Here is a 17,055-nt window from a genome sequence, read left to right on the forward strand (position 1 = left end):
TGACATGCCACCGATCGTAACCGGCATTATTGCAAGCCTGCTGCTTTTGATTAACACCCTGTTCTGGGCGTGCTTACTGTTTCCGCTGACTTTCCTTAAAGTGATCATTCCAGTCGCTCCGGTACGTAAGCTCCTTACCTACCTACTGGCAGCTGTCGCCAATGCCTGGATCAGCTGCAACTCAGGTTGGATGACCCTGACCCAGAAAATGAACTGGACGATAGAGCGTCCCGATAACCTGAGCCGTAACGGCTGGTATTTCGTCGTGAGTAATCACCAGAGCTGGGTCGATATTCTGGTTCTCCAGCATACTTTGAATCGCCGTATCCCACTGCTGAAGTTCTTCCTCAAGCAGGAACTGATTAAGGTGCCGATCATGGGCGCAGCCTGGTGGGCGCTGGATTTCCCATTCATGAAGCGTTACAGCAAAGAGTACCTGGCAAAGCACCCGGAAATGAAGGGCAAAGATCTGGATACTACGCGCGCGGCCTGTGAAAAGTTCAAAGACATGCCGACCAGTGTGATGAATTTTCTCGAAGGCACACGCTTTACTCAGAAGAAGCACGATGAAACCGGCTCGCCTTTCAAACACCTGCTGAAGCCCAAAGCGGGTGGCATGGCATTCGCCATGAGCGCTATGGGAGATCAGTTCCAGTCAATACTGGACGTGACCATCAACTACCCGGACGGCATTCCAACCTTCTGGGATTTTATGCAGGGTAAAATGCCGCGCTGCAATGTCGTTGTCGAAGAGAAACCGATTCCAGCCGAATTGATTAATGGTGACTACGAGACAGACGACAGCTATCGCCTGCATTTTCAGCAATGGGTACAGAAGCTCTGGGAAGAGAAAGACGCCCGCCTGGAAGCCCTGCGTAGCGGTCAGTAAAACTCAATCACAAACGCCGGTCAGCTCGATGTAACTGACTGGCGTTTGACCTGATTCCGACCACTGTCTTTGGCCTGATATAGCGCCATGTCTGCGCGCTTCAGCAGCCCCTCATAATTTTCGCCTGCTCTGGGAATCTCAGCAGCCACCCCCACACTCACAGTCGCGACACTATGAGGAGAGCGGGCATGAGGAATGTTCAGGCCCGCGATGGCCTCACACAGTTCTTGCGCCAGTTCTTCGGCTTGATTCAGCGTCGTCTCAGGCAAAACGATAATAAACTCTTCCCCGCCATAACGTGCGCAGACATCCCCGGGGCGCCGACAGAACTCAGCCATTTTCTGCGCAATACTGCGCAGGCAAGAATCCCCCTGCTGGTGGCCATACTGGTCGTTATAGGCTTTGAATAAATCAACATCGATCATCAGAGCCGCCAAAGGCTCATTGCTACGCAGGCAACGTCTCCACTCTTCAGAAAGCTGAGTCTCTGCATGGCGCCGGTTGGCAATCCCTGTCAGCGAATCCGTCGTCGACAACTGCTGCAGGCGCCTACCAAGGTATTGCAACCTATCCGCCTCAAGTGCCAATAAGCGGTTTTTGATGAAGTCAGTGCGGGTACCAGACTCAATCGTATACGACAAATAGGATGCCATAATGACGAGTATCGCCCAGAAAAGGATGTAATAAGGCGCCATGGCCATGGCCAGACGGTTCACTTCGGTTAGCTCCGCAGGGCCCGGCAGCAACACGATAAACGCGGTATAACTCAGCAACATAGCCAACGAGCAGGAAAACATCGCGCGATAGTTGCTACGCAAGCCGAGTAAAGCAAAGACCTGCATGGGAATCATACCCAGATGGTAAAAATAGCCCCACGGCAGATCAACGATATATATATTCCAGAGCACTGAAAGGAAACATATGTACACCCCAACCACCAGAGCGTAGAGAGAGTATGGTGCAAAGCGACTGCGGGGAATCCAGATAATAGCCAACATCAGAAGCACAGCGATCAGCACCCTGACACTGAACAACATGACTGACTGGGCACCTCCAAATGAGAAATCCGCCCAGCCAAAGACCACGAAGACCAGCAGGCCAGACATGATGACACGCAGATCCACGCTGAAAAACTGGCGTAGACGAAACGATTGATAACTGGCCTCCAGGGCTGCCGGGAAGCGCCCCCCAGCTTTTTTACGCTCGATCAGGCTTGTAAGCATATTGATCTGGCTTTCAAGGGGCCGTAAGGTATCGCTGTCTCGCTGAACGTTGGAACTGGGCAACTTCTCTCCCGGTTTGCTGTCGTTAGTACATCACATATCGGCCTAAGTTTAGCCCAACCAGAAATATTGTCACTGAGGAAACTATGAAGGTCTACGACGACATTACCCAGTCAATTGGCAACACCCCACTCGTCCGCATCAGTAAACTGACGCAACACCCACGTTTATACGCCAAACTTGAGAACCGGAACCCGGCGCATTCTGTGAAGTGCCGCATCGGCGCCAACATGGTCTGGCAAGCTGAACAGGATGGGCTTCTCAAGCCCGGCATGGAAATTGTCGAGCCGACCAGTGGCAATACAGGTATTGCTCTTGCTTTTGTCGCGACAGCACGCGGCTACAAGGTCACCCTATGCATGCCAGAAACCATGAGCATGGAACGCCGTAAAGTCATGAAAGCCCTGGGCGCTAACCTGGTTCTGACTGAAGGTCCTAAAGGTATGAAAGGGGCAGTTCAGAAAGCAGAAGCACTTCTGGCCGAGTCGCCTGACTCCCGAATTATGCTGCAACAGTTCGAAAACCCGGCCAACCCGGCTATCCACGAGAAAACAACGGGTCCGGAAATCTGGAATGATACCGACGGAACCGTCGATGTTATCGTTGCAGGTGTCGGTACTGGTGGCACGATCAGTGGCTGTGCCCGCTACCTTAAGAGCCAGAAGAGCTCTATCGAAGCGGTTGCTGTTGAACCTGCTGACTCAGCCATTATTACGCAGAAAATTGCAGGTGAAGAACTGACTCCTGGACCACACAAGATTCAGGGCATTGGCGCCAACTTTATTCCGGGCAACCTCGATATTTCATTGCTGGACAGAGTCGAACCTGTCTCCAATGACGATTCGATGGCAATGGCACATCGGCTCATGTCCGAAGAAGGTATTCTCGCGGGTATTTCATGCGGTGCAGCTATGATTGGTGCTCTGCGCCTGGCCGAAGATCCCGCCTATGCAGACAAGACCATCGTTGTCGTTCTCCCAGACTCTGGCGAACGCTACCTGACCTCTCCTCTGTTTGAAGGTTTCTTCGATAACTGAGATGAGTGACCTGTTCGGGCAAACCATGCTGCCGGATGGCAGCATGGAATATTTTCCCCATTGGTTATCCCGCGGGAACAGCGATAAATTACTGAGTCGCCTGCTGTCTGACATTGCCTGGCAGCAGCCAAGCATCACCATCTACGGAAAAAGACACCCGATTCCACGGCTGCAGGCCTGGATGGGAGATCGCCCTCATACTTACCGATATTCAGGAACAGACTTCACTTCTGTTATCTGGCCAGACTACCTTGCCTCGTTAGCGAAAGACCTCTCCCGAATAGCAGGCGTTGAATTTAACTCGGTGTTGCTTAACCTCTATCGCAATGGACAGGACAGCATGGGATGGCACAGCGACGATGAGCCTGAATTAGGCGAAGCACCAGTGATCGCCTCTGTAAGCCTGGGAGCTGCAAGAGACTTTACTCTACGACCTTCTGGAGCAACGCGACAGGCACACTGCCTGGCCCTTCAACACGGTAGCCTGCTCATCATGAAGGCTGGCATGCAGTCCGATTGGCAGCACGCCCTTCCCCGCCGCGCACGGGTAACAGAGCCGCGCATCAATCTGACTTTCCGCAGAATTATTGCCGTCTGAATTCAGCCTGCAAACGCAGCATCAGTACCGGCGTCGGTTCCCAGTCATTTTCACGAGTCCAGATATACTGAGGATGTAACTCAGCAAACATCCAGTCGTGATAAATACGTCGACGCAGACGCACGCCGAATTCATAGGCGTCAAACGTAGCTCCGTATTCCGTATCCCCCGTTGCTTTTGCCAGAATCGCATAGGCATAAATAGGGTTAATTTCATGGTACAGGCCAGCACCGTACATAAGAGTAAAATAATCATTATTCAGGAGATATTCGCTCTCCATTTCATAGCGAAATAAGCGCTGCGTATCAATCGGACGGTCAAATGTCAGATCCGTCACTGAACCATAACCATCTGAGGTGTAGTAATTCAGCTCCTGACGAAAAGTGAAGTTCCAGTAGTCAAAATACACGGGACGCTTAGCCCGAAAGCGTACAAACGGATCAGGCGGAATTCCCCAGCGTATACCGGCATCAACCGACGAGCTCCAACGCTCTGTCTGCTGGATAATAAATCGCAGTGCTGAACTGTAGGTAACGTTATCCGGGCTTTCTAATACCTGTGACTCCCGAACGTCCTCATCTTCAGACTCCAGCAGAAGATTTAATCTGTCGTTAGTATGAGGAAGTTCGATATTGAGGCTGACGCCAAACTTGTAGTCCACTGGGTCACCCAATTCACGACGCGTAAAAAAAGAGAATTTAGCGTGGCTGCCATGTCCCTGAATATCGGTCACATCATCGTTAAAAAATCGATCAACGAAAAAACTGTCGATGCCACCCGACAGATTATCCAGATGATCAATCAACCAACGACGTGACCGTTCTGCCATATCATCAGTAACTTCTGTTTGAACATCTACTTCAGTTTCTGGGTGCTCAGGCCACACGGTTCCGAAGGGAATAAGCGTTGGCTCGTCAAAGTCACTGGCCAGACAGTCTGATAAACAGACTATAAACAAAGAGGCTGTTAAAAACGCACTACGAATCATCAGATAGGATCGTGATGTATCAGAATTTCAGCTCGCGGAAAACGCTCCAGAATTCGCTGTTCAAGCACTTCTCCCGTTGCATGTGCCTGCTTTAACGACTGGTCTGCCGAAAGCTCAAGGTGGAATTGCACAAACTGAACTACACCCGACTGGCGCGTCTTCAGGTCATGGTAACCCAGTACCCCCTCAGTGGTATTAATGATATTGATCAGCTCCGCCTCATCATCTGCATCCAGTGCCTGATCCATAAGTACGGCAAGAGCCTCTTTAACGATAGTAATAACTCCGAACACCAGTATCGCAGCAACGAGTAACGCAATGACGGCATCGAGCCACAACACCCCCCACATAGCACCGACAAGCGCAACGATAACTGCAATATTAGTCAGAATATCACTGAGATAGTGTGCCGAGTCTGCTTTAACCGCGAGTGATCCGGTTTTTCGCCAGACATAACGTTGGTACATCACAAGGCATACAGTGGCTAACGTAGAAAAAGCCATCACACCAATACTTTCCGGCAGGGCCGTTAATTCCTGAGGTTTCAGCAAGCGGTCGATCACATGAAGCAGCAACATAGTCGCCGAGCCAAGGATAAAAGCTGACTGCATTAATGCAGCAAGTCCTTCTGCTTTGCTATGACCAAAAGGATGTTCGTCATCTGGTGGCATTAATGCGTAACGTATTGCGAAAAAGTTGATCAGGGAGGCTGCAATGTCCATCAGACTATCAAGCAGAGAGGACAGAACACTTGCCGAGTCGCTGGCAGACCACGCCGCGGCTTTTGAAAGCAACAGAACTGTCGCAGTCACCAGAGACGCTACAGCAGCCCGCTTAATTAAATGCCCATGGTCTTGTACTGTCATTATTGGCCCCCTGCCAGATATCTCGCTTATCTATTATGCCAGATCCATTCAATTTCTGATGCTCCCCGGGCCATTCTCACACTCCCCCCCTGTGACCTGGTTCAAGTTAGGCGTAATAAATCCTTGATTTCGATATGGAATCGACTAAAGATTGCATTTTTGCATAACAATAATATAGCCATGCTGATAAAAAGTGCCCTCATTGTTGATGACTCCAAGTCTGCACGCCTGGTGCTGCAAAGACTCCTCGCTCGCATTCAGGTAAACGTCGACACTGTCGAGAGCGCCGAAGCTGCATTAGCTTTCCTTGAGCATCGTCAGCCAGACATCATATTCATGGATCATATGATGCCGGGAATGGATGGGCTTGAGGCCACCCAGATGATTCGGGCAAATCCCAAGACCTCTGCCATCCCTACCATCATGTATACGTCGAAAGACGGCGAAGACTATTTCCGGATTGCACTGCAGAAAGGCGCCAACGGTGTTCTTTGCAAACCAGCGGATCAGGAAGCCGTCATGGCAGTCATTCGCTCTCTCGACAAGCCCGCTGCAAATGACGCGAATAAGGACGTGACTACTTTGCCTACTGCTTCTATTCCCTTAGTAGAGATTGACCGCCTGGTACAGAAGCACCTCAGAAGTGCCTTGACGGAGGCCAAAGGAGAAATTACCGCTGGCATTGACACCACTGCCTCTCAACTTCAGCAGCACCAGCGTCATCAGCTTGAAGTAATGCGCCGCCAACTACAGCAACAAGTCGGCGAAGTTCAGAAAGAGCTGGATGCGGAGTTTGAATCTGAACGACTATTTAACCGAACTAAAACAGCGAACCAGAAACTGGCCGCTGCCGTCGCAGACCGTATGGTAAAACGTGCCACTGATGAACTGACCAGCAAGCTTCAGGTTCAGAAAATGGCTTTTGATTCTGCACTCGAGGATCACCGTCGAGCCACCGTCAGAATGGTCAGATCCACTGCTTTGCGAGCAGCCATTGCCGGGGCTTCGATCGGTGTTCTTGCCGCGGTCCTGGCCGCATCGGTGATACGCTGATCTACGCTTTCCCGATGAACTGACTTTCCTTCCCGTTGTCATCAATTTAGACTGGCTACAAGCTTACTCTGATCCAGTGGGCATTATGACAACAACAGGGATATAACTATGCTGATCCGTCTGCTACTTATCGTCACACCTTTTTTACTTGCTTCATGTGCTGCACCGGCACCACTTGCCGTCGCGGGCGCAGGAGCGTATGAAGTCGCTAAATATGAAGAAAACATTCGCCTCCGAGCAGCTGCGGCTTTGAGAGACGAGCCAGACTTACTAACCTTTTCCATTCAGGCAATTGCACGCGGCCAGACTGAAAAAGCGGTCGATACCTACATGATGGGTTACAACAACCCGGATTACAGCGATAACATGAAATCGTTAGCTCTGTACCAGATTGGCCTGATTTACATGAATCGCTTCAATGATCAGCGTGATGACGCCAAGGCACGTGAGTTTTTCACGAAACACCGCCAGGAATTCCCGTCTTCACGTATTTCCAGCCGCATCCAATCGCACCTTGCAGAGCTCAACCAACGCGCAGAAAATCCGGTTTTCGTGCCAGCAAAAGAACTTCTGAATAATCTGAATCGTGAGGAATTACTGTCAAGACCAAACATTCCATATGACGATGAACTGAATCCGATGAGTGAACGTGCGATTACTGAAGACCGCATCGAAGAAGCCGTTACCGTATACACCATCGTTTATGAGAATGAGGCGTCAGGAAAAGAGATCCGATCTAAAGCTCTTTACCAGATGGGACTGATTTACATGAGCCCATACAACTCCCAGAGTAGTCGTCTGAAGGCACTGGAATACTTCCGTATGATTACTGAGGAGTTCCCTGACGTCAGTATTCGTCCAAACGTTGACCTTCGTATTACTGAGCTTCTGAACGCGCAATAGTGCAGCGGGTAGATTTGGTAATTATCCGGCGATTAAGACGCCGGATAATTACTGATTACTCGGGCTCGACAAGCGGCTGATCAATGCCGCGGCGTAAGTTTTTAACATTCTGATCTTCACTGCGGTCGGCTCTCCCGAACACCGCATACTCAACTCATTCAACGGTAGTTCCATACCAACAGGGCACTGCCAGTTCAGGTCCTGATAGAGCTGGTGCTCACTCTGCAGCAAGCGTAAAGCCGCATAATTAACCGGAAACAGTTTTTTCATCAGATCAATCTCCCGGTCAGTTGCTGCTGCCATCAGGTTCGCGTCCTGCATGTCAGCCATCGCCAGGGGTCGCCCAAAGCAAATACGGATATTGCCCTTCTGCCCTTTCATACCAAGGAGAATACTGTGTGTGTCCTCTCCTTCAGATTTTTTGTAAACACCGTTCTCCTCCAGTGCCACCAGTTCGCGGGCTTTCAATACATCACAAGGATCCCACTCGTACTGAACTAATACAGGTACTGGCCGCAGCCGCTGCAAAGTTTCAGCGAAAGTGAGCCGGTCATCCCGCCCGCTAAGAGACAGCATTTTAAGAACTGCGGTATCCGTGTGATCAAGATTATCTTTCGCCCTCCCTTCTCTTTGTGCAAGCCAGACAGAGTGGCCATCCTCGAGTGAGTGGCGGATATAACCTGACAGTTTCTGAAATTCCTTTAGCCGTGCCCGACGGTCTGAAACTGAACGTTTAACGATAAAGCTTTTGTTCAGCCTCATCAGATCCGCCAGTACCGGATTGGCCAGCAGATTATCGCCAATCGCAATTCTTGCTGTTGGCCACCCAGACGAGACAAGGGCGTAACCTATCAGCGTGGGGTCCATGGCAATATCGCGGTGATTGGACAGCCAAAGATACGACTGGCCCTTGTTCAGAAGGTCCAGGCCATGAACCTCCACATTTGCAGTGGTCGAGTCTATCAGGGCTGTTATCCAGTCTTTCAACCATCCCTGAAAGGCATCTACGGTTGTCATTGGTGCAAAATGGCGACGAAGCTGCCAGCCAACCATCCGAGCCAGTATTCGCTGCAGCCATTGCGGATATCGGGCAAAGCGATAGGACACCAGCGCCCGATGTAGTTCAAAAGACTGCCCTAATCTTTCCAGAACCTGCCTGACTTCCTCGTCCTTATATGGCCGTATGTCATGATAACGATCTTCTTCAATGTCACTCATGATGCCCTGCGTCCCGACCTGTTTCGCTCTGTGGTAATATCGCTACCATATACGACAGAGCAACGGCAGAAAACTGCGGAGTAGAATGTATGATCGGTGAATGGAACCCGTCAGCGACCACAACAGAGACTGAGGCCGTTCCGACGAGCAACGAGTTGCGACAGCTTGCAGCCGCTGCAGACAATCCCGCCAGCGCAGCGGAACAACTCAGAAATCGGGCGGCGAACTGGATTCGTAGCAGCCAGAGTGACTGGGAACAATCTCTCTCAGATCTTGCGGACGCTGAGCTTATTAATATTGCTTTTTTCTATATTCGTGCAGAACAGACGCTGAGTGGTTTTGAGTCTGGCGCGAACAACCCGGCAATTCGCATCTTCCGATACCTGAAATCGCAAGGGCGGAAACCGGAAAAAGACATCGTACGCAAGATGAAAGCAGAAACGGACAACCGCTTTATACCGCACGGCGATGCTCTGACCTGAAGCTGTCAACCAGCTGCTTCAGGCGCTTTGGGCTCACTGGTTTAAGCAGATAGTCAATCGCTCCCGCCTGAAGAAACTCGAGCTTTTGCTCCTCCAGAGCATCTCCAGACAAAGCGACGACCGGCAAAGTCTCGTACCCCGGCAATGCGTGGATGCGTCGCATGGTTTCTATGCCGTCGATACCGGGCATATGCCGATCCATAATGACCAGCTCAGTACCAGAGTTGTTGGTCAGATATTCAATAGCTTCGACACCACTACTGCGTACAATCACCTGACACTGCTGCCGCTTCAGTAGCTGCTCCAGAACCTTCTGATTCACTGGGTTATCTTCAACAAGAAGAACCTGTAACAAGTAGAGGGAGGAGCGAACTACCTGCTTTGATTCCGTGCCCGGCGGCCGGATCACCTGGTCACCCGCAGGCTCTGATTCAAGGACCCGACCTAAGAGCGAACTCAGATGGCGATGGTCCATTGGCCAGGCCCAGGCACCATGAACAAGCTCAGCCGGAGGCTGCCAATTCTCAGAAAAACTTTCATCGCAGCTGACGCACAACTTGACGTCTCCCAGAGAGTCATACTGAAGCTGCATATCAGGTGCCGCAAAAAAACGGCGTGACAGAACAAGTACGTCAGGCTTATCCACCAGCAAGGCTGAAATACAGTCCCTGAGGCGATCGAAGCCACGCACATTCATGCCCATGCGTCCGGCAACCCCCATAACGAAGGAGCGATTTACCGCGTAGGAGTCAGCCACCCAAAGTGTCCTGTCACGAAATTTCAGGTCCGCAGAAGTCGTAACTCCCTCCTGGGTCGCAGCTAACGGGATGTTCATCCAGAAGCAGGAACCGATACCGGGCGTACTGGCCACGCCAATATTTCCGCCCATTGCTTCAACAAGGCGTTTGCAGATGTTCAGGCCTAAGCCCGTGCCGCCAAGCGCCCTGGAGCGTTCATCGTGGGCCGCACTGTATTCATCAAAAAGATACGGAGCCCGTGATGGCTCAATGCCAGTGCCTGTATCCTCTACCGAAAATCGTATCGTGTCTCCATCTTTATCAGAATTCACGAGCCGCAATATGACATGACCTTTGTCGGTGAACTTCAAGGCATTGTTAAGCAGGTTAATAAGAATCTGACTGACCCTGAGAGGATCACCAATAACCCGCCCCGGAACGTCATCGTCGCAGAATAGCTGCAGCGCGATCCTCTTTTCAGAGGCCTTTCCCTGAACAATTCCCAAAACCCTCTGCGCCAGGGCTGGCAGATCAAACTCCTCCCTCACCAACTGCAGGTGACCACTCTCAATCCTGGAGACATCAAGCGCGTCATTAACGATGGCGAGGAGATGATCTGCACCTTGTTGCAGGTTATGAAGGTAGCCTTTCTGATGAGGGCTAAGGGGGGTTCCGCCCAACAGGCTGAGAGCACCAAGCATGCCGTTCAGTGGCGTCCGGATCTCGTGGCTCATACTGGCCAGAAAGCGACGCTTGGCCTGGTATCCGGACTCAGCAATCGCTTTCTCCGTCTTCAGCTTTTCTTCGACTTCCTTCAGCTCAGTTATATCACTGCTGATGATTAATAAAGACTTAACCCGGCCATCACGTATAACAGGTACAAGTTCATTGCGCAGGTGTACGATCGTGTCATCAGCATCAACACAGAGGTAATAGGACACGGGCTGGCGGGAAACCACAGATTCTTTCAGGCGTTGGCTGAATGTACTGAGAGCCTCACCCGAGAGAAAGCTTTGAACCTGCTCCCCTTTAATCAGGCGGTCTGCCCCAGGGGTGTGGATACCGGTTCCGGCACTCATGATAGTGCCATCAGGGCGAATTTCAGCGACAACGCCAGGAAAATGCCTCCAGAGGATGTCAGCGCGGTCTTTCTCGCGCTGTAGATCGACAAGTGAAATACGCTGCTGAGAAAGCCGGGTCAGGAGAACCATAACAGCAGCAAGAAGCGCAATAATTATCACATACGTCCAGTACATTGACATTACGCTCCCGGAAATCACGGACAGGACGGGGCTGAATGCCCGGCTACATCATGCTGCCTGATTACTGGTCAGCTGCAGAATGAACTGCTGCTGATCCTGCGGCCAGCGCAGATGAAGCCATCCGTCCTTGAGCCCTTGAGCGCCATCGCCCGAGCCACATATAGAGATACACAACATCTCTTTGTGGTCACCGTCACGCACCACGCGCCTCACCGACTCTTCGAATTCCGGTCGGGTAATCGCAATGGCCGCCGGCTGGTTCTGACTGATCAGAAAGCCAAAGTGGACAGGGTCCTGCGTCACCAGAAGATCCCAGCCAGCCCGCCGGACGCAGGAGGCGATCTCTGTCGAGACCTCATCAACGTCCGCCAGCAGTACGAGTTTATGTCCGCCACTGTCGAGCTCTTCCGGAACCGGCATATTGTTATTGTTGAGGAAATCAACAAAGCTCTCTACCGGTATTCGGTTATCGCCACGGCCGGGCAGTTTGTATGCATCCAGGTGGCCGCGTTCGATCCAACGGATCACTGTACGGAAGTTAACTCCGCAGTATTTGGCGACTTCACCTGTTGTCAGCGCTTGTTTTTCCCTCACAGCAATCTCTCGATAGGTAACTACACTAAATCCAGTATAGATAGCCTTCTGCGTTTGCAAGGAAAAATTAACAGGAATTTACAGAGTTCTTGTTCCGAGCCAAAAAGCGTCGAACTACACTTCTACAAAAGGAGAAGCAGCAACTATGCAGATCAATGTACTTTTAGTAGATGACGAGCCCAGCATTATTCAGGCACTTCGCCGCATGCTCAGATCTCAGGACTGGAACCTGTTCGAAGCAAATGATGGTGAGGAAGCACTCGACGTACTCCGCCGCGAGCACATCCACGTTATGGTTACAGACTTCAAGATGCCACGCCGTGATGGTATTTCTCTGTGCCACGAAGCCAGAAAGATTTCCCCATATACCTATCGCCTGCTTCTGTCAGGGCAGGTCGACTACTCCGCGTTGCGCGAAGCCTGGCATGCGGGTGACGTCCACCGCTTTGTCGCTAAGCCTTGGGACAACACTCTACTCACAATTGATATAGAAGAAGGCGTTCGTCAACAAAGTCTGCTTGGTTACGTACATCAGTTTCAACAAGCTCTGACTACGGATTCAGCGGCGTTTCTGACTGACAGCAACTGGATCATTCGTCTTGCCAGCCCGCAGCTATGCAAGGCATTGGCGATCAGGGAAGAAGATCTGCAGGGGCTCAACCTATTCTCGCCGGCCTGTTCGGCAGCAGGAGTAACACTTGAAGCAGAAGTGACACGACAGATTGAGGCTGGAGCGACCTGGCTTGGTCACTTCACACTCCTCGACAACGAACACCAGCAATTGCCGTCTTCGATGGCCATCAGCCCACTTGGGGCTCAATATCGCTTATGCGTCTGTGATCTGAACTCATCCGTCTTCAACAGCCCGGCTGTAGAGAGTACACACGCGGATCATTCTGCTGAAGCATCTCAGGAATCCCTGCCAGCTGCCGCCCTCCATATCCAGTTTGAGGCTGAGCTGGTTGGTGATCTCAGTGCTTCGGCTCGCTTATTCTCTGACCTCAAAAGTATCTGTCGCCAGGGGCAGGACCTCTATCACATGCCTCAGCCTAACGAGTTTCTGATTGCTGCCCGTGATGCGTCGTCGGTGTCAGAGCTTCAGGATTTCGCCGCCGCGATGGAAGCCGATGGACGCCTTCCGGCAGCCAGCATGACCCGCCACGAAGCCCCATCCGACTCTGACTATGAATCCTGGCTACGTGAAAAACTGGGTCTGAATACCCGTCAGGTAAGCTCCACAGAAGAAGAGCAAACAGTGCTTCCGGTATTTGGACTTCATGGCGAGATCCTCGGCGTTGAGAGTCAGCAGCTGGGTAACTATAAAGAAGCTGACTGGCAGTCCTGGTTAACGACCGTTGTGACGACCTGGCAGTCTCACTTCAGTGGGCCGGTAAGAGTTATCCTCGACAGCCACAATGCATCAGCCGAGTCCGTCCGGGAGTTCTTGCCTGCATTGGAACAGGCACGTGCACTGCACCCCATTGAAGTATCAATGATTCTCAGCGAAGAACAGCTACTCAGTGAGCAGGAAGAAGATATTCTTCTGCATGGAGAATTGGTCCACCACGATATTACACGGATGATACGCCACTTCGGCCGAAGCTTCCTTAACGCCCGGCAAATCCTGAGTCTGCCAATTGGTGGGATCACCCTGGCACCGGAATTTCTGACGCGGATGCAGGAGCCACGGAATGCTGTACAGGGTGGGCGCCTGCTGCAGAAATTGCATGATGAAGGCATGGTAATTTATGCCGGTCATATTCAACATTCCGAACTGCTGGCCACATCCCACAAAGCACGAATAGACTGGCTCAGTGGAAGTGTATTGAGTCCTGAAGTCAGTATCAGTGAGCTGCACTGGTTCAGCCCAGACGCCACGCTGGGGTAAAGAAAGTTAAGGAGTTTCACGCAGGCTTATAGCGGTGCGCCGGGTCGTGTATCATGAGGAAAAAGGAGACGCCCGTGAACAAAGACCAGATGTACCACAACATCGCCCTCGCCTGCCTGAAAACCCTCCGCGAAGGAGGCAACGCCGAAGCAGAAGACAAAGTGAAAGTTCTATACAACGCCATTGACCAGGCGTTTGAATCACAATTTGCGCTGATGGTAGCGGAACTGGAAGACGCCCGTGCGCGTCTTACCCACATTGCCGCGCTGGACCCTGCGCATCACTCCCTGGACGATGCTCAGGCAATTGCCAGCGCAGACGGCACAGCCCACTAATTAAAACGACATACATTGCAGCAGGAGTTGGCATGTTCTCGCCTCGCTACTGGACTTTTATTCTTATTGTATTGGCCGCTTTTGGATACTCTATGTTCCGCATTTCGCAATCCCCCGACCTGATCGTAAGCCCTGCGGACGCCTATAGCTACCGCTATATGGAGCTTGAAAATGGTCTTAAAGTGATGCTCGTAAGGACTCCCGAAGCAGACAAGGCGAGTGCAGCCCTGAGTGTAAACGTTGGCAGCATGGATGATCCCAAGGATCGTGAGGGCCTCGCCCACTTCCTCGAGCATATGCTGTTTCTCGGCACTGAGCCATTTCCCGAGCCAGACGAATACCAACAGTTTATAAAGCAGAATGGTGGTAGCCATAATGCCTTTACCTCCTATGCGCAGACGACCTATTTCTTTGATGTCGACAACGAAAAACTAAGCGGCGCGCTGGAACGTTTCGCCCCATTTTTCATTTCCCCTACGTTCGATGAAGCGTACGTCGATCGGGAGAAAAACGCTGTACACGCCGAGTACAGCGCGAACCTTAAAGAAGATGGGCGCCGTATTTTTTCAGCACAAAAAATGGCAATGAACCCCGAGTTCACTTTCTCTAATTTTTCGACCGGGAACCTGGACACCCTCAGCGACCGCGAAGATAGTAAGATTCGCGACGAGCTGATTTCTTTTTATCAGACGCACTACTCTTCAGATCGCATGACGCTCGTTATCGCCGGCGACTACGAGCTTGATCAACTGGGTAATAAAGCCCGCCAGCTTTTTTCTGATATTCCTGAAAGGGATGTTCATTTCGAACGGCCTGATGTTCCGGTGTTTGTTCCCGAACAGCTGCCACTTGATATGCACATCAAACCGGTCAAGGAAATACGCGAGCTTCGCTTTACTTTTCCACTGCCAGAAATTCTTTCACAGTATCAGTACAAACCCGTGCAGTTACTTTCGAACCTGATTGGTCACGAAGGCGACGGCAGTATTCTCGCACTCCTGAAGAAAAAGGGTTGGGCTGAATCGCTCAGTGCCGGTCGCTCGCTGAGCACCCACCATGCATCCACTATGGTCGTCGGTATTGGTTTAACCAAGTCCGGCCTACTCCATCAGGAGGAAATCACCTCCATCCTGATGGAATACATTGATCTGATCCGTACTAACGGTATCCCTGACTACATCAAAGAAGAGCAGAGAATGCTCAATGAAATGACATTCCGCTTTCAGGAACATGGGCCAATATCCAACTACACCACCCGCCTGAGCAGCAATATGCTGATTTTTCCCGTAGAAGATACCATCTACGGTGACTACCGTTCAGAACCTGCTCCCGATGAGCTGATAAAGAAATACTTGTCTGGTCTGACGGCTGACAATATGTTGCGCGTCCTGATAGCACCAGGTGTCGATACAGATACGACCGACCCTTGGTACGGGACCGAGATCAAAATACGCCCTTCAGACTATCAGAAGGCAGAAACATCTGAATGGAAGGGGGCACTCCACCTACCAAAGGCCAACCCATTCGTTCCAGAAAACCTTGAAACGGCCCCCGGCGAAGCGTCCGATACCCCCGAACTGGTTACATCAGATAACGGCTACCAGCTTTGGTATTACCCAGAGCATGAGTTTGATGCTCCTCGCGCGCAGGTATTAATAGATCTTAAAGTGCCAGCGATTAAAGACAGTGCCGAGCAACGTGTCCTCGCACGTCTCTATGCCCGGACAGTCACTGAAGCCTTAAACACCTACAGTTATCCTGCCAGCCTCGCAGGGCTAAACTATCGCCTTTCTGCCACCAGCGAAGGGCTGGAAATCGCAGTAAGCGGCTATTTCGATAAGTTACCGGTTCTGCTCGAACAGATATTTACTGAAATGAAAAATATGAACATCAGTAACGAGCAGTTCGAGCGCTATCAGGCAAGCCTGATCCGCGCTCTTGAAAACAACCTGAAGGCACGTCCGTATCAGCGCACTCTGGCTGACCTGAAGAACTGGTTAATCGAACCATCCTTCAGTGATACAGATCTGTTACCTGTGGTAAAAGCGACCACTAAAGAGCAGCTGGAGAATTTTGCCGCACAGCTCGGAAACAGCATTGCTATAACGACCTATGTTCACGGTACTCTGAGTGCAGAGTCTGCTGCGGAGATTGGCACTCTGACTCAAAAATATTATCCGGCCAATACCGAAGCAAAGACAGACTCGAAACTACTGAAAGCACCTGCTGGGCAATTTCAGCAGTCGGTCACTCAGGATCACCCGGATAAAGTCATGACACTGTACCTTCAGGGGACAGACACGTCAGACGTATCCCGTGCTGAAGCGGGCCTGCTCGCTCAGATGATTTCGTCACCCTACTATCAATATATGCGCACGGAGCAACAACTGGGCTACATCGTATTTGCGACCGCTTATCCGCAGAAATCTGTTCCCGGGCTATTGTTTATCGTTCAATCGCCAACCGCTACCCCAGAAGAGATGATGAATCATAGCCGGATATTTTTCCGCGATTACGAAGGTAAACTGGAGACCATGTCGGATGAAGAGTTCGCGTTATTTCAGGAAGGATTGATCACGCGGCTGACCGAAAACCCTAAAAATATGGGCGAAAAAGCAGCCAATTTCTGGGCTGATCTCTCAACCGGACGATATACCTTTGATACCCGTCAGGCCATCGCAGATCAAGTCGGCAATATTACTAAGACACAGATTCTGAATCTGTATCGTCGTGCCGTACTGAATAACGAATGGAGCTGGTTGTTGTTCGAAAAAGGTGGAGTAGTGAATGATATGACGCCGCTGAATACGCTGGACCGCACCAGCCTGGAGCGGTTTACCCTACCTGAGTACTCATTACCGGCAGTTAAAAACTCCATCGATACAGCTGACGATGAAGAGTAGCCAGGGCAAGGCCAGTTAA

The 17,055-nt window shown here is 51.2% G+C and carries 15 protein-coding genes; 9 read left to right on the top strand and 6 right to left on the bottom strand.

From position 1 onward, the window contains the following. Positions 1-4: 4 nt before the first annotated feature. Complete coding sequence (gene yihG / locus AC5E51_RS10210) at positions 5-889, top strand: 1-acylglycerol-3-phosphate O-acyltransferase, YihG family (RefSeq protein WP_301389078.1); 885 nt, start codon at positions 5-7, stop codon at positions 887-889. Positions 890-909: 20 nt separating this feature from the next. On the opposite strand, the gene AC5E51_RS10215 is transcribed toward yihG, so the two are convergent. Beyond that, positions 910-2,175, bottom strand: a complete 1,266-nt coding sequence (locus AC5E51_RS10215) for a GGDEF domain-containing protein (protein ID WP_491778532.1) — start codon at positions 2,173-2,175, stop codon at positions 910-912. An 83-nt stretch (positions 2,176-2,258) separates the two neighbouring features. Here AC5E51_RS10215 and cysK point away from each other — a divergent pair, with 83 nt between their 5' ends. Together cysK and AC5E51_RS10225 are read left to right on the top strand one after the other, a co-directional pair. Further along, positions 2,259-3,209, top strand: a complete 951-nt coding sequence (gene cysK / locus AC5E51_RS10220; protein WP_301378154.1) for a cysteine synthase A — start codon at positions 2,259-2,261, stop codon at positions 3,207-3,209. Position 3,210: 1 nt separating this feature from the next. After that, positions 3,211-3,807: an alpha-ketoglutarate-dependent dioxygenase AlkB family protein gene (locus AC5E51_RS10225; RefSeq protein WP_301378155.1), complete on the top strand. Its 597-nt coding sequence runs from the start codon at positions 3,211-3,213 to the stop codon at positions 3,805-3,807. On the opposite strand, the gene AC5E51_RS10230 is transcribed toward AC5E51_RS10225, so the two are convergent. After that, complete coding sequence (locus AC5E51_RS10230; protein ID WP_491778533.1) at positions 3,794-4,636, bottom strand: hypothetical protein; 843 nt, start codon at positions 4,634-4,636, stop codon at positions 3,794-3,796. The genes AC5E51_RS10225 and AC5E51_RS10230 overlap by 14 nt on opposite strands. 158 nt (positions 4,637-4,794) lie before the next feature. Further along, positions 4,795-5,661 (bottom strand): cation diffusion facilitator family transporter, encoded by an 867-nt coding sequence (locus tag AC5E51_RS10235; protein ID WP_491778534.1) that lies wholly within the window; start codon positions 5,659-5,661, stop codon positions 4,795-4,797. A gap of 159 nt (positions 5,662-5,820) precedes the next feature. On the opposite strand from AC5E51_RS10235, the gene AC5E51_RS10240 reads away from it, so the two are divergent. Together AC5E51_RS10240 and AC5E51_RS10245 are read left to right on the top strand one after the other, a co-directional pair. Continuing rightward, entirely contained in the window at positions 5,821-6,714 is an 894-nt protein-coding gene (locus AC5E51_RS10240) for a response regulator (protein WP_301378158.1), read from the top strand. A 108-nt stretch (positions 6,715-6,822) separates the two neighbouring features. Further along, the gene (locus AC5E51_RS10245; protein WP_068434731.1) at positions 6,823-7,617 is read left to right on the top strand and encodes a tetratricopeptide repeat protein; all 795 of its coding nucleotides are present in this window, start codon (positions 6,823-6,825) and stop codon (positions 7,615-7,617) included. Positions 7,618-7,665: 48 nt separating this feature from the next. Here AC5E51_RS10245 and AC5E51_RS10250 read toward each other — a convergent pair whose 3' ends face one another. Then, complete coding sequence (locus AC5E51_RS10250; protein WP_068442172.1) at positions 7,666-8,835, bottom strand: 1-acyl-sn-glycerol-3-phosphate acyltransferase; 1,170 nt, start codon at positions 8,833-8,835, stop codon at positions 7,666-7,668. A gap of 89 nt (positions 8,836-8,924) precedes the next feature. On the opposite strand from AC5E51_RS10250, the gene AC5E51_RS10255 reads away from it, so the two are divergent. After that, on the top strand, positions 8,925-9,317 hold the full coding sequence (locus AC5E51_RS10255) for a hypothetical protein (RefSeq protein ID WP_301389089.1): 393 nt from the start codon (positions 8,925-8,927) through the stop codon (positions 9,315-9,317). Here AC5E51_RS10255 and AC5E51_RS10260 read toward each other — a convergent pair. Both AC5E51_RS10260 and AC5E51_RS10265 read right to left on the bottom strand, forming a co-directional pair. Next, positions 9,289-11,310, bottom strand: coding sequence for an ATP-binding protein (locus AC5E51_RS10260; RefSeq protein WP_491778535.1), 2,022 nt, complete (start codon positions 11,308-11,310; stop codon positions 9,289-9,291). The genes AC5E51_RS10255 and AC5E51_RS10260 overlap by 29 nt on opposite strands. 54 nt (positions 11,311-11,364) lie before the next feature. Continuing rightward, positions 11,365-11,910 (bottom strand): helix-turn-helix domain-containing protein, encoded by a 546-nt coding sequence (locus AC5E51_RS10265; protein ID WP_068442183.1) that lies wholly within the window; start codon positions 11,908-11,910, stop codon positions 11,365-11,367. A gap of 145 nt (positions 11,911-12,055) precedes the next feature. Here AC5E51_RS10265 and AC5E51_RS10270 point away from each other — a divergent pair, with 145 nt between their 5' ends. The 3 genes from AC5E51_RS10270 to AC5E51_RS10280 all read left to right on the top strand — a co-directional run bounded on the left by AC5E51_RS10270 (position 12,056) and on the right by AC5E51_RS10280 (position 17,036). Beyond that, complete coding sequence (locus AC5E51_RS10270; protein ID WP_491778536.1) at positions 12,056-13,798, top strand: response regulator; 1,743 nt, start codon at positions 12,056-12,058, stop codon at positions 13,796-13,798. 74 nt (positions 13,799-13,872) lie between these two features. After that, positions 13,873-14,133 carry a hypothetical protein gene (locus AC5E51_RS10275; protein WP_068439249.1) on the top strand — a complete coding sequence of 87 codons (261 nt, stop codon included), beginning with the start codon at positions 13,873-13,875 and terminating at the stop codon, positions 14,131-14,133. Positions 14,134-14,165: 32 nt separating this feature from the next. After that, positions 14,166-17,036 (top strand): insulinase family protein, encoded by a 2,871-nt coding sequence (locus tag AC5E51_RS10280; protein ID WP_491778537.1) that lies wholly within the window; start codon positions 14,166-14,168, stop codon positions 17,034-17,036. The last annotated feature ends 19 nt before the right edge of the window (positions 17,037-17,055 follow it).

The organism is Thalassolituus sp., from assembly GCF_984348125.1.